Origin of the sequence: Maribacter sp. 4G9, from assembly GCF_002742265.1 — a bacterium.
Taxonomy (GTDB): domain Bacteria; phylum Bacteroidota; class Bacteroidia; order Flavobacteriales; family Flavobacteriaceae; genus Maribacter.
This window is the reverse complement of record NZ_MDGL01000026.1, coordinates 22,937-37,534: the sequence shown is the minus strand read 5'-3', so window position 1 is coordinate 37,534 and position 14,598 is coordinate 22,937. Positions and strand designations below refer to the sequence as shown.

10 protein-coding genes and 1 tRNA gene are annotated in these 14,598 nt (G+C 42.9%); 6 read left to right on the top strand and 5 right to left on the bottom strand.

Translation table 11 applies throughout. The features are described 5' to 3' along the window. Nucleotides 1-3: 3 nt before the first annotated feature. Nucleotides 4-459, top strand: a complete 456-nt coding sequence (locus tag BFP75_RS03005; protein WP_099543189.1) for a DUF6730 family protein — start codon at nucleotides 4-6, stop codon at nucleotides 457-459. 114 nt (nucleotides 460-573) lie between these two features. Here the strand turns inward: BFP75_RS03005 and BFP75_RS03000 are convergent, their stop codons facing one another. Both BFP75_RS03000 and BFP75_RS02995 read right to left on the bottom strand, forming a co-directional pair. Continuing rightward, a complete protein-coding gene (locus BFP75_RS03000; RefSeq protein WP_099543188.1) occupies nucleotides 574-1,803 on the bottom strand; it encodes a site-specific integrase in 1,230 nt (409 codons plus the stop codon). Nucleotides 1,804-2,054: 251 nt separating this feature from the next. Then, a tRNA-Ser gene (locus BFP75_RS02995) sits at nucleotides 2,055-2,139 on the bottom strand. Between the two features lie 333 nt (nucleotides 2,140-2,472). Between BFP75_RS02995 and BFP75_RS02990 the strand changes: the two genes are divergently transcribed. The 5 genes from BFP75_RS02990 (at nucleotide 2,473) to BFP75_RS02965 (ending at nucleotide 12,060) form a co-directional block, all read left to right on the top strand. After that, nucleotides 2,473-6,189, top strand: coding sequence for a type ISP restriction/modification enzyme (locus BFP75_RS02990; RefSeq protein WP_240531677.1), 3,717 nt, complete (start codon nucleotides 2,473-2,475; stop codon nucleotides 6,187-6,189). 420 nt (nucleotides 6,190-6,609) lie between these two features. After that, nucleotides 6,610-6,903, top strand: a complete 294-nt coding sequence (locus BFP75_RS22600; RefSeq protein WP_317044504.1) for a biotin/lipoyl-binding protein — start codon at nucleotides 6,610-6,612, stop codon at nucleotides 6,901-6,903. A gap of 12 nt (nucleotides 6,904-6,915) precedes the next feature. Further along, a complete protein-coding gene (locus tag BFP75_RS02975; protein ID WP_317044505.1) occupies nucleotides 6,916-7,671 on the top strand; it encodes an efflux RND transporter periplasmic adaptor subunit in 756 nt (251 codons plus the stop codon). Continuing rightward, nucleotides 7,671-10,751 carry an efflux RND transporter permease subunit gene (locus BFP75_RS02970; RefSeq protein ID WP_099543187.1) on the top strand — a complete coding sequence of 1,027 codons (3,081 nt, stop codon included), beginning with the start codon at nucleotides 7,671-7,673 and terminating at the stop codon, nucleotides 10,749-10,751. Before BFP75_RS02975 ends, BFP75_RS02970 begins: the two co-directional genes overlap by 1 nt. 1 nt (nucleotide 10,752) lies before the next feature. Further along, nucleotides 10,753-12,060 (top strand): TolC family protein, encoded by a 1,308-nt coding sequence (locus BFP75_RS02965; RefSeq protein WP_099543186.1) that lies wholly within the window; start codon nucleotides 10,753-10,755, stop codon nucleotides 12,058-12,060. Between the two features lie 19 nt (nucleotides 12,061-12,079). Here the strand turns inward: BFP75_RS02965 and BFP75_RS02960 are convergent, their stop codons facing one another. The 3 genes from BFP75_RS02960 to BFP75_RS02950 are packed head-to-tail and all read right to left on the bottom strand — an operon-like array spanning nucleotide 12,080 to nucleotide 14,574. After that, on the bottom strand, nucleotides 12,080-13,390 hold the full coding sequence (locus BFP75_RS02960) for a DUF3570 domain-containing protein (protein WP_099543185.1): 1,311 nt from the start codon (nucleotides 13,388-13,390) through the stop codon (nucleotides 12,080-12,082). A gap of 24 nt (nucleotides 13,391-13,414) precedes the next feature. Next, nucleotides 13,415-13,627 (bottom strand): DUF4266 domain-containing protein, encoded by a 213-nt coding sequence (locus BFP75_RS02955; RefSeq protein ID WP_099543184.1) that lies wholly within the window; start codon nucleotides 13,625-13,627, stop codon nucleotides 13,415-13,417. Then, a complete protein-coding gene (locus BFP75_RS02950) occupies nucleotides 13,624-14,574 on the bottom strand; it encodes an FAD:protein FMN transferase (protein ID WP_099543183.1) in 951 nt (316 codons plus the stop codon). Before BFP75_RS02950 ends, BFP75_RS02955 begins: the two co-directional genes overlap by 4 nt. Between the last annotated feature and the right edge of the window lie 24 nt (nucleotides 14,575-14,598).

Here is a 14,598-nt window from a genome sequence, read left to right as displayed (position 1 = left end):
AATATGGCAAAACTGGATGAAATAGCGGAACTGTTGACCGAGGAGATCAACGGATTTGAGAAGAGCATTTGCCGATTGGAAAAGGTACATGAGGATTTTAAAAACCTTCCATTAAGGCCAGATACCAGCGAATTAAATGCTCTTCTAAAGGAGTACGGCAACAAGCAAAAAAACAACATTGAGGAACAACAAAGACTGATGGAAAGGATTCTTCATAAAGTAGAGCGGTCCGTTCTCTTACCCAGTTGGGCCATAAAACTTACTTGGGGGTTGTTGGTCAATGTCCTATTGGTTCTTGGTTTTTCAATCTATCAGGTATCAAGGACAGCCAAAAAAGAAGAGGCAGCATTCATAAAAGGTCAGAATAGTACCAAGGAACAATTTGGAACATTCCTTTATGAGAGCCCAGAGGCAAAGGAACTCTACCTAAAATGGAGTGAGGAAAAGATCAAAGAGTAGGACAGCGCCCTATCCTATTTTTGATTGACGCTTATCTTCCCGAACACTACAAAAATAGGCCAGGATCCATGCGCTGAATTTGGGGTAAGGATTTGGGACAATTCCGCGAAGACTTTAAGCATTTTTTGATTTAACTTTTTCCTGGAAGCTTAACTTCCTTTTTAAAAGTTGCATATCCTCACTGACTTTTCGGTTCAATATTTTCGCATAATGTTGTGTGGTTCGAAGCGATTTATGCCCCAACATTTTACTTACCGATTCAATGGAGACACCATTGGATAGTGTTACAGTAGTGGCGAAAGTATGCCTGGCTAAATGTGTGGTAAGGTGTTTATTGATTCCACTAAGGTCAGCTATCTCCTTTAAATATGCATTCATTTTTTGGTTGGTCAATACTGGTAGCACCTTTTTATCTGCAAGTAAGGGACTATGCTCGTATTTTTCGAGAATCATCAATGCAGTGGGAAGAACAGGAATGTTACTTTTGGTTTTTGTCTTTGTACGTTTGGTATTTATCCAAAGATCTCCATCAATTCCTATTACAAAATCATCATGTGTCAGTTTTTTTACATCTGCATAGGCCAATCCAGTAAAACAACAGAAAACAAAACAATCCCTTACATGCTCCAACCGTTCATTTGTAAAAGGATGATCCATTAGTCGTTGGAGCTCTTCATCAGTCAGGAATTCCCGTTCTACAGTTTTTAATCTGGCTTTCCAATTGGCAAAGGGGTCTGTTTTGATCCAACCATTTGCATAAGCGATCCTTATGATCTTTTTAAAGTTCACCACATATTTGATTGCCGTGTTATGGCTGCACTTTCTTTTTGTCTTTAGATAATATTCGAAACCTGAAATAAAGGAATGATCCACATCTAAGACAGGAATATCTCTCTTTCGGAGCTCATTCTGTAAATACTCGGCCAGATGACTTTTTGCGGTTTTGTATCGTTCTGCTGTTCCAGGAGCAAAATCTTTCCCGACTAATTTTTCAACCCTTTCATTGTGCTCTTGAAAGATTTCCAATAACATTTTTGAGGGTTTATCCACACCTAGGTAAGAGTTCTTAATGGAAACTGCGGTCAACGGTCGGCCTTTGTCTTTTAATTTGTCCGCATGCCGAAATAGGTCGGTACGTATTTTCATTAATTGCGAATTCAGTTGACGCACTTCTTGAGAGAACCCCAATACCTTTCCATTGGTGGCATCCCAAGTGTTGGGATAAATTTTGCGACCTGTGCTGAATTCCGAACGCTTTCCATTTACCGTGATTCTGATATAGATCATTGCCCGGCCAACTTTGTCGGTTTTATGCTTTTTGATGTAGAATAAGAGAGATAACATAAAAGGGACACCTATTTTAACATTATTTTCCTTGAAATTAGTAAAAAAAAATTAAAATATAATCTTTGTAATATACTGAATAACAATATTTTAAATGATATTAGGTGTCCCTTTTTGGTTAGATTGTAGGTGACACCGAATTGGGCACCTATTAGAATGAAATTAAATGATATCATTTGATATCAAAAAAAATAAAAACCCTGTAAATCAATAATTTACAGGGTTTTTTGTTTTGAGATGATGTCTCTCAGCGGAGGAAGAGGGATTCGAACCCCCGGAGGTGTGACCCTCAACAGTTTTCAAGACTGCCGCATTCGACCACTCTGCCATTCCTCCTTAGCGGGTGCAAATATAAAACCCTTTTTTTATCTTTCACAAACTTTTAAAGCTTAATTCCTATTTGAATTTCTAGGCTTAATACTTGCAGGCCTTCAAATCCTTAGGGGGCGGAATCCAATCGAATTGTTACTTGAATACAATTACTCATAAATTACTCATTGAGTGTGGACTTCTTTCATTGGTTTTATTTTTATATTGGTAGTCCATAGATTTGTTTTGCATCTGTATGAGCAAGCTGTGCGGCATGAAAAAAAGGAGCCAACGTACAAAGCAGCAGCGTTCTAACGCATGCATTGCTTTTTTTCCAACGCACTGACAGAAATTGAATAAATGACATTACAAGAATACATTGACAACTTAGACAAAAGGTACAGACTTGGAAACGCAACAGAACATACGTTTCGTGGCGACTTACAGCAACTTTTGGAAAGTTTGGTGCCGACTATCAGAGCGACCAACGAACCGAAAAGACAGAGTTGTGGAGCACCTGACTACATTTTGACTAAAAAAGATATTCCCGTTGGATTTATTGAAGCGAAAGACATAGGCGACAAAGACCTAGACGGCACAAAGAAAACAGGAAACAAGGAGCAATTTGACCGCTACAAGGCATCTCTAAACAATTTGATTTTTACGGACTACATTAATTTTCATCTATACCGAGAAGGCGAATTCATTACCAAAATTTCCATTGGAGAACTATTCCCCTCCTCGGAAGGAGGGGTGTCCGCAGGACGGGGTAGTATTAAACCTTTACCTGAGAACTTTGGCAACTTTGAAAATCTAATCAAAGACTTTTGCGTTCACGTGGGGCAAACGATAAAAAGCTCAAAAAAATTAGCGGAAATGATGGCGGGCAAGGCCCGCTTGCTGTCTGATATTATTGAAAAGTCGTTGACCAGTGATGAAGAAAACCAAGAAAACAGTACGCTAAAAGAGCAAATGTTGGCTTTCAAGCAAATTCTGATTCACGACATAACACCGCAAGGTTTTGCAGACGTTTACGCTCAAACCATTGCTTACGGAATGTTTGCGGCTCGTTTGCACGACCCTACTTTGGATAATTTTAGCAGACAAGAAGCGGCTGAACTGATTCCAAAATCCAATCCTTTCTTGCGAAAACTGTTTGGCTACATAGCCGGACCAGATATAGACGACCGTATCAAATGGGTTGTTGAGAATCTTTCAGAAATCTTCTTGGCGTGTAACGTAGAAGAAATTTTAAAGAATTATGGGAAATCCACGAAAATGGAAGACCCGATCATTCATTTTTACGAAACGTTCCTAAGTGAATACGACCCAAAATTGCGTAAGTCTCGTGGTGTTTGGTACACACCGCAACCCGTTGTAAATTTCATTGTTCGAGCAGTTGACGACATTCTAAAAACGGAATTTGATTTACCGCAAGGACTTGCCGACACCAGCAAAACAACCATAAAAGTAAACACCCAAACCGCAGACAAACGTTCTACAACAGGCTACAAGCAACAAGAAATAGAGACACATCGTGTCCAGATTCTTGACCCAGCCACAGGAACAGGGACTTTTTTGGCAGAAGTGGTAAAACATATTCACAAAAAGTTTCAAGGACAACAAGGCATTTGGAGCAATTATGTAGAAACGCATTTATTACCACGCTTGAACGGTTTTGAGTTACTAATGGCAAGTTATGCCATGGCACATTTAAAGTTGGATTTGCTATTAAAAGAAACAGGCTACAACAATTCCCTTCCTTCAGGAGGGGTGCCCGCAGGGCGGGGTGGTAACCAACGCCTACGCGTGTACTTAACCAACAGTTTAGAAGAACACCACCAAGACACGGGAACGCTATTTGCCAATTGGTTGAGTACAGAAGCCAATGAAGCCAACCACATCAAACGAGATACACCAGTAATGTGTGTCATTGGAAATCCGCCATATAGCGGAGAAAGTGCCAATAAAGGCGAATGGATTATGAGCCTAATGGATGATTACAAAAAAGAACCAGGCGGAAAAGAAAAACTAAAAGAACGAAACCCAAAATGGATAAATGATGATTATGTAAAGTTTTTGCGATATGGCCAGCATTTTATTGAAAAAAATGGAAGTGGTGTTTTGGCTTTTATCAATCCACACGGATTTTTAGATAATCCAACTTTTAGGGGAATGCGTTGGCATTTGCTTAAAACTTATGATAAAATCTACACCATAGATTTACACGGCAACAGCAAGAAAAAAGAAACCGCACCAGACGGAAGTGCTGACACTAATGTTTTTGATATTCAACAAGGAGTTTCAATTAACGTTTTTGTAAAAACAGGAAAGAAAAAGCCAAGCGAATTAGGTAAAGTTTTTCATTATGATTTATATGGCAAACGTGATTTTAAATACGATTTTTTAAATGAAAACTCAATCCAAACTATTGGTTTTAATGAATTACCAAATGTAGCACCCATGTATTTGATGGTGTTAAAGGATTTTGAAGCAAAAGTAACTTATGATAAAGGTTTTTCGGTAAACGATTTGTTTTTAATAAATGGTGTTGGATTAACCACTGCACACGATGAGTTTGTAATTAGAGAAAGTAAAACAGAATTATTAGATTTTTATAAAAAATTTCAGGCGTCACCAAGAAATGATGAATTTTTACATAAAGAATTTAACGTAAGAAAAAAAACAGGTTGGGATATTTTGCAAGGATATGATAATATCAAAAATGAAACTGATTTAAGTAAATATATCGAACCTATTTCTTATAGACCTTTTGATAATCGTTATGTTTTTTATGAAGATAAATTAGTTTGGCGAACAGTAAGAAAGGTTATGCAACACTTAATTAACGGTGATAATATTGGCTTAGTAAGTGCAAGAAGCAATAAGTCTGAAACTTGTGACCATTTTTACATCTCAAAAAATATAATGGAAACTAAATGTGGTGAGAGAACTACACAATCGGCAATTTTTCCACTTTACCTCTACCCAGAAACCAACGGTCAACAAAGCATTGACCAATCAGACACTTCGCCAAGCTCAGTGCAGGGGCGAACACCAAATCTAAACCCTGATATTGTAAAGGAAATAGCGGAGCAATTAGGCTTAACATTTACCAACGAAAAATTCCCCTCCAGTGGAGGGGTGGCTGAAAGCCGGGGTGGTAAAAAAGGTCGTAGAAATACCCAAAACTACATGAACCTACCCTACAACCCAAAACTAAAAGGTAGAGCAAGAGAGCTGCGCCAAGCAGGTAATTTATCGGAAGTTCTATTTTGGAATCAGGTTAAAAACAAACAATTTAAAGGCTTCGATTTTGACCGTCAAAAAATAGTTGGAAACTACATAGTCGATTTTTTCTGTACCAATTGCAATGTAGTTATAGAGATTGATGGTAGCAGCCACGATAATAAAGTTGAATATGATGCAGAAAGGGACTCATTTTTAGAAGGTTTAGGATTAACGGTTATTCATATTCCTGTTAAAGAGGTTATGAATAATATGAGTGGGGTAATACAGATGCTTATTGACCACCCCGCCCTAAAGGGCACCCCTCCAAAGGAGGGGAATGTAGCGCCTATAAACGAAGAAAATAGTACGTTTGCCCCAATTGATATTTTAGATTACATCTATGCGGTTTTACATTCGCCAAGTTACCGAGAGAAATACAAAGAGTTTTTAAAAATAGATTTTCCGAGAGTTCCCTACCCAAAAGACAAAAATACCTTTTGGCAATTGGTGGAATTGGGCGGAGAAATACGCCAAATCCATTTATTGGAAAGTCCAAAAGTGGATCAATACATTACACAATATCCAATAGATGGCGACAATGTGGTTGGCAAACCCAAATACAAAGACGGTAAAGTTTACATCAACGACACGCAATATTTTGACAATGTTCCTCAAACAGCTTGGGAGTTTTACATTGGTGGTTATCAACCCGCCCAAAAATGGCTAAAAGACCGTAAAGACCGCAAATTGGAGTTTGACGACATTTTGCACTATCAAAAAATCATTGTGGCACTTTCAGAAACGGACAGGTTGATGAAAGAAATAGACAAAATCAATATTGAATAAGATGCCAACCCAAATATACGCCCGCTACCTTTCGCATCATTTCGAGTGGTATTGATCAACTTACAGCCACCAGTAATGCTCCGGCTACAGTCAGCACAGGAAGGTAGCGAGAATGGCCCATTATACCACTTCTTCCTTTTTGCTATCACCTTTTATTTTAGTTAATAACCCAATTCGGGCTTTTTATTGGCACCGCCAAAGGGTTTAATACTCCGAGGCTTGCTTCGAAATTAAAAATTTGTTTCCTGCGAATGCCTCGTGGGCTTGCCCCGAGGTAGTTTACTTAAATATTCCTCAATCGCATATGTTAACACATGTTAAATAAAACATAACTTTTTTTAAAAAAAGGGTTTTAGGCCTAGCTTTGAAAGACCAAGAAAATCAAACTACCAGGGTTACACCATGAAATTCAAATATGTCATGTATATACTTCTCGCTGTAGGGTTGGGAGGTCTTATTATGTATCGTATCGATGCCAATGCCACTATTGGAAAAACGTCAAAACCATCCCCAGAATCCACTAAAACCAAGGTGCGGGGAATGGTCCTGACCCCCAGAAAATTCGATGATAACATCTCGCTTTCCGGCACCTTGGAGGCCAATGAACAAATAGAAATCCGGAGCGAGGTTTCGGGCATTGTGAAGGGCATCAACTTTCAGGAAGGCAGTAAAGTGGGCCAGGGCCAAGTGCTGTTTCGGGTGGACGATATATAACTACAGGCGCAACTGTCAAAAGCCAGAACGGCTGAAAAGCTGGCTTCTGAAAATGAACGAAGGGCCCAGCTTTTGTTGGACAAACAGGCCATCAGTCAGGAGGAATATGACATCGCCAGTGCGGATTTTAAATCGGCAAGTGCAGAAACATCCCTTATTTCCGCGCAACTCTCCAAAACCGTTATTCGGGCCCCATTTTCGGGAACGATAGGGCTACGTTCCATTTCGGTGGGCACCTACGTAACGCCTACCACGCCTGTGGCCAAACTGGTGAATACGAGCAAACTGAAAATTACCTTTTCCATTCCGGAAAAATATGCCTCCCAGATCCGGGAAGGCTCCAACCTTACCTTCAAGACTTCCGATGCCGCCAAGGACTATACCGCCACCATCTACGCCATAGAACCCGAAGTTGAGATTGCCACGCGGACGCTCAGAATGCGGGCCATTGCGGATAACTTGGACGGTACGTTGTATCCGGGGGCCTATGCCAATGTGGTCTTGCCTTTGCAGACGGTGAATGATGCGCTTTTGGTCCCTTCCGAAGCCTTGATACCCGTACAGAACGGAAAGAAAATTTTTGTGGCTGAAAATGGAAAGGCCAAGGAAGTAGATGTGGAGATAGGTGCCCGTACGGGATCGGAGGTTCGTGTTTTGAACGGATTGCGTGTTGGCGATACCGTATTGACCTATGGGGTGATGGCCCTAAAGAATGGGGCCCCCGTAACCGTTGAACTAGAGGAACCGGAATTAAACCCAGCGGAATAATGAACCTGTCTACCCTCAGCATAAAAAGACCTGTCCTTACCATAGTAATGAACGTTACTATTGTTTTGTTCGGTATCATTGGTTATACCTATTTGGGGATACGGGAGTTCCCGTCCATAGACCCCGCGCAGGTATCCGTGCGCACCAATTATGCCGGTGCCAACGCGGATATCATCGAGTCACAGATCACGGAACCTTTGGAAAAGGCCATTAATTCTATCGATGGCATTAGGAACATTACCTCTTCCAGTGTACAGGGTTCTAGTTCCATAAGTATCGAATTTAACCTCGACAAGAATTTAGAGGATGCGGCAAATGATGTGCGGGACAAGGTTTCTCAGGCCATACGCAGTCTGCCTGACGATCTGGACGCTCCGCCGGTCGTTTCCAAGTCCGATGCCGATGCCCAACGTATCCTTTCCATGACGGTGCAAAGTGATGACAAGAATATTCTGGAGCTGTCCGACTATGCCGAAAATGTCATTACCCCAAGGATTGAGACCATTCCGGGCGTTAGCAGTGTGCAAATCTGGGGACAGCGCAGGTATGCCATGCGTTTATGGATAGATCCCTTAAAACTGGCCTCGTATGGATTGACGGTGGCCGATGTTCGCAACGCCCTGTTGGCGCAAAATGTGGAATTGCCATCTGGAAAATTGACCGGTGCCAATACGGAGCTCGCGGTGAAGACCATTGGCAACCTGCAAACGGAGGAAGAGTTCAATAATATCATTATTAGGGCCGATGGCGAAAAATTGGTCCGACTTAGCGATATTGGTAGGGCGACCTTGGAAGGTGAGAACATGGAGACCAAAATGAGCGATTCCGGCCAGCCTATGGTCGCCACAGCGGTCATTCCCCAGCCGGGCACCAACTATTTGGAAATTGCCGAGGCTTTCTATCAGGAATACGAAAAACTGAAAAAGGACCTGCCCGAAGGTTTCAAGCTCAATGTAGTCATTGACGACACCGTTTTTGTGAAGCGGGCGGTCACCGAAGTGGGGGAAACCTTGCTGATTTCCATTATCCTGGTCATCCTGGTCATTTACCTATTCTTTAGGAACTGGTCCATGGCCCTGCGGCCCTTGATCGATATACCGGTCTCCCTGATTGCCACATTCTTTATTATGTGGTTGTTCGGCTTCTCCATCAACGTGCTTACGCTGTTGGCCATCGTACTGGCCACCGGCCTTGTGGTGGATGATGGTATTGTGGTCACCGAGAATATTTATAAAAAAGTGGAGGAGGGGATGAGTCCCATTGAGGCAGCCATTAAAGGATCTAACGAGATTTTCTTTGCGGTTATTTCCATATCCATTACCCTGGCGGCGGTTTTTCTTCCAGTGATATTTTTAGAAGGTTTTGTGGGTAGATTGTTTCGGGAATTTGGGGTGGTGCTGGGTGCGGCGGTACTGGTATCGGCCTTTGTGTCGCTTTCCTTGACTCCTATGTTGAACGCCTATTTGATCAAACCCGGAAAACAGAAACAGTCCAAATTCTATCATTTTACGGAAAAGTATTTTATAAAAATGAACGAAGCCTATGCGGAGAGCTTACGAGGGTTCATGAAACGGAAATGGCTGAGTTTTCCCATATTGATCGGATGTTTGGGACTCATAGCCCTCTTCTATATCCTTTTGCCAAAAGAAACGGCCCCCTATGACGATCGTAGCTTTGTACGCTTGAACGTGACCGCGCCGGAGGGTTCTTCCTATGAATATATGGACCGATTGATGACCGATATCACCGAACTAATCAACGATTCCATACCGGAAAAAAAGGTGAGTCTGGTTTTGACTTCCCCGGGGTTCGGATCTTCCTCGGTCAACAGTGGCAGGGCCAATGTCGCCCTTGTGGACCCTAGTGAAAGGGAACGTTCCCAGCATGAAATTGCCGAGGATTTGGGTAGATGGGTCAAGGCCTATGTAGGCGGAAAGTCGAATGTATCCGAAAGGCCCACTATTTCTGTGAACAGAAGGGGCGGTCCCCCCATACAATTTATTATTCAGGCACAGAATTTTGAAAAATTGGAGGAAAAAATCCCTTTGTTTATGGCCCAGGCGGAGCAGGATGAAACCTTTTCGTTTGTAGATGTAAACCTAAAGTTCGACAAGCCGGAGATTTATGTGAACATCGATCGGGAAAAGGCGGAGACTTTGGGCGTTTCGGTACGGGATGTGGCCCAGACCTTGCAATTGTCCTTGAGCGGCCAACGCTTTGGATACTTTCTGATGAACGGAAAGCAGTACCAGGTCATTGGTCAGTTCGACAAAAAGGACCGCGACGCGCCCGTGGATTTGACCTCTATTTTCGTAAAGAACGACGCCGGCTTATTGATCCAATTGGATAATCTCGTGGAAACCGTAGAGCATAGTAGTCCGCCACAATTATACCACAACAACCGATACATGTCGGCCACGGTTTCGGCGAACCTGGCACCCGGTAAAACCATCAATGACGGTATCGAGGCCATGGAAGCCATCAAGGACAAAGTCTTGGATGAAACCTTCACCACGGATTTGGGTGGGGAGTCCCGGGATTTTGTAGAAAGTAGTTCCAATACGCTTTTTGCCTTTGGCCTGGCCCTATTGCTAATATTTCTGATTTTGGCCGCACAATTCGAAAGTTTTATAGATCCCTTTATTATCATACTCACCGTGCCCATGGCCGTTGCCGGTGCCATGTTTTCCCTGTGGCTTTTTGGTCAGTCTTGGAACATTTTTAGTCAAATAGGGACCATTATGCTGATAGGATTGGTTACCAAAAACGGGATATTGATCGTGGAGTTTGCCAACCAACTTAGGGAACAGGGCATGTCCAAACACGAAGCTATCTTTAAGGCTTCTGAATCTCGATTGAGACCTATTTTAATGACCAGTTTGACCATCGCCCTAGGGGCATTGCCCATCGCCTTGTCCCTGGGAGCGGCCTCTAACAGTAGAATAGGTATGGGGGTCGTCATCATTGGAGGAACACTATTTTCGTTGGTTCTTACCTTGTTCGTGATTCCGGCCCTGTATTATTTATGGTCGAAGGATAGGGTGGAGCGACCAGAGTTCAAAGTTTTAGAAACCTATTAAAATGCCAAACCGAATACTTTTAAGTTCATTAGTTATTTTTTTGAACGTTTTTTTGATTACCGCACAAGAGGTGTTGACCATTGATGAAACAGTAAAGTTGGCCTTGGAAAACAATTTCCAGATCATCACCGCCGCAAACGACTTGAAAATTGATGAATATGGGGTGAGTCCTAGATATGCGGGCATGCTACCTTCCGTGCAGGCCAGTGTTACGGACAATAATAGAACCACAAACCTGTCCCAAGTACGTTTGGACGGTACCGTACAGGAATTGGATAACGCCGTAAACAACAGCCTGAACTATGGTGTAGCCTTGGATTGGACCCTTTTTGACGGACTTAGGATGTTCGCGAATTATGAGCAGTTGAAGGAAAACAGAAAGTTGGGGGATGCAGAACTGAAACAGGTCATACTGTCTACGGTAGGCGCCGTGATGATTACCTATTACGACCTGGTACAGCAGCAGCAGCAACTTACCGCTTTGGACAGTACGATACTTATTTCAAAACAAAGGGTGGAACTGGCCCAGAATCGGTTTACCATAGGCAAAGCCTCCAAATTGGAAGTATTGAATGCCCAAGTGGATTTGAATACGGACGAAACCTTGATGCAGCGCCAAAAGGAATTGTATGTCAATACCAAGATTCGGCTAAACCAACAACTGGCGCGTGACCTGGAAACCGATTTTGAGGTGGCCCCGGAAATTTTTGTGGACGAATCCTTGCTTTTGGATGAACTTCAAACCATGGTCCTGAGCGAAACCCCGCAATTATTGGTCTCGCAAATTAGCAAACGAATTTCCGAGCTGGAATTAAAACAGATTAAGGCGGCAAGGCTACCAACCATAACCGCTACCACGGGATATATCATTAGTGAGTCCGAATCAAGTTTGGGATTCATTACATCCTCAAACTCCAAAGGTTTTAGCTATGGTTTTGGTGCCACGCTAAATTTATTTGACGGGTTCAACCAAAATAGGGACGAGAAGATAGGGAAGTTGCAGATAGAGAATGCCGAAGTTGCTATCGCGCAACAGGAACAGGATTTATTGGCCACCTTGGGAACTACCTACCAAACGTACCTAACCAATGTAAGTTTGATAGAACTCGAAGGCAATAATGAGGCCATTGCCAAGGAAAATATGGATATCACGGTCGAGAAATACAGGATTGGAATCATTCCTCCCATTGAGTTCAGAACGGCCCAGTTGAACTATATCAATGCCAAGGTGCGCTTCAGCAACGCCAAATTTCAGGCAAAACTCTCCGAAATCATCCTTAAACAACTGGCCGGAAATCTGTCGATCTAACCCCTAATATGGTTTAGGATTAATCCATCACAAACTTGAATCCTGCAGTTATGATGTAGGAGGTAAAGGTGGTATCCCGATCGTATTTGTAAAATTTCAGGTCTATACCCTTTAGGCCGAATTCCCAAATGTGCAGTTGCGTAAAAATATCGGTGTAGGAAGCCCCAAAGCCCAATTGGTTTGCATTATATTCGGACAGGTCATAGTCCGAAGTATAAAATTCCTGTGTCGATAGATGGGTTTCATAGGGGCCAAAGTAGTCCGCTGCCGTTTGATTGTAAAAACGATAGGACGGGTAGAGGGTGAATTTATCCGAAATCTTTACGGGGACTTCTACGCTGGCCGTATGGGAATTGATGCCCCAATCGTCAAAATAGTATCGGTAAAAGGTACGAACGGTTATCAATTCGTTTACGAACCAGTTCAATCTTCCGCCCATGGCAATTTTGGTACGGGTATCGGGAAGTCTTTCCACATCATCGGCCAACTGAAAATCTTCTATAAAGGAATTGGCCACATCACTAAAGTAGACCCGCTGGAACGGGGTGGACAATAGGCCCTGCTGTTGAACCACATCCAAGTCCAAAGAGCCTTGAAGGTTCCTGTGCAGTATCTGTGAGAAACCCATCCCCAAGGAATAGGAATTCCTGTTGGTTTTATCGAACTCGGTGAAATTGGGATTGTAATTGACATTTCCCGTAATCTCCGTAGGTCTAAAGAAACCAATGCCATTGGCTCCAAAAGCCCTTAATTCAAAGGGATAAATGGTATTCCAGGAATCCAGGTATACATTCGCCTTTAAGCTTACTTCCGTGTTCTTTTCGTTAAAAAGCCTGGAATAGCTTCCGCCGAATCCCAAGGAGAAATAATCATATTCCGAGGATACGGACAGCATACCTGAAACGATGTTATTTCGGTCATCCGAACTATGCGTATAGGAACCCGTAAGGTTGACCCATACATCGCCGCTTGAGGCACCGGAACTTGCCACAAAGGGATCAGCACGCTGGCCTCCGTCAAAAGGGTCTATGTTACTAGACGATGCCGAGGTATACGCAGAAACCCCCGCATCTATGGTGAGTACATCATCATCGTTTAAAGGAATGGATACCACAAAAGTTCCCGTGGCATCCGTAAGTTGTTCGGTACCAATACCCCCACTTACGGCGGCGTTGTCGCCATCCTGTGAGTAGTAGCTGGTAAGGAAGTCTACCTCCGTGGTTTCCAATACTCTTTTTTTATATTGGGTATCGTTTTGGTTGTCTTGGGCAAATGCGATGCTGCCAAGTAATCCCAAGAATAGGGCAAAATAGTTTCTGTAAAATGTCATGGACAAGTGCTTGTTTTCAATAGGTTAGTTGCAGCCACAGCCTCCGCCGGTTTTTCCGCCGTTGGCGCCTGCCGCGGCCTCCCTGTAGGAATGCATGGTCGTGACGTTTCGGTCACAGGGTTTTTCGGCCAAGATCATATCTGGGTCGTTGATGTTGACCTTGTCGTATTCCTTGAGCACCGTACAACTACCAAAGGAAATGGCCATGATGGCCAATACTAGCAATTTTTTTATCATAGTTTGTCTATTTCAATATTATCGGATTTTGAAATGTTTCCTTTTTCATCGATGATGATACATTCCACTTTGGGCAGTTGGTTTATCCTATCCAATCCAATCTCCTTTCCCATCACAAAAACGGAGGTGGCCAAGGCATCTGCCAATTCCGCTTTGGGCGCAAAAACGGTTACGCTTATGATTCCCGTAGAAGGGTACCCCGTTCTGGGGTCGATGATATGGGCATACCGTTTGCCATTAAAGGTAACATAACGTTCATAGTCACCAGAGGTGACCACGGCACCGTCCGTAATGGGCAACAAAGCAAAGACCTTGTTTTTGTTCATGGGATTGGTAATGGCCACTTTCCAAGATTCCCCATCAGGCTGTTTTCCCCAGGTATTCATATCTCCGGAGGCATTTATGATGCCTGCGGGAACGCCTCTATCCATCAACAGTTGTTTTGCTTTATCCGCCGCATATCCCTTGCCGATGGCCCCAAAACCTATTTTCATTCCGGGAAGTTTTAGAAAAACGGTTTGCGCCACCGGATCTAGAACGATGTTCTGAAAACCCACCTTGGCAACGGAGGATTTTATTTCCTCCTCGGAAGGCATTGTTTTCATACTTCCATCGAATTTCCAGATACGATCCATAGAGGCATAACTGATATCAAAGGCACCATCCGTTAATTTGGAAATACCAATGGCCCTTTTGATCAATTCATACAGCTCAGATTCCACCTTAACAGGTTTGATACCGGCATTTTTGTTTATTTCCGATGTTCTGGAATTGGGATCCCAGGAGGATATCAGCTTTTCAATGCGGGTAATCTCATCGACGGCCAGATCCATATAGCTATTGGCAGTGGCGGAATCATTGGCAACGACCGTAAGGTCAAACCTACTTCCCATTAATTTAAGGGTGCGTTGATAGTTCCGCTGTGAAAAAATCACGGTGGACATCATCAAAACCCCTATGAATATGTACTT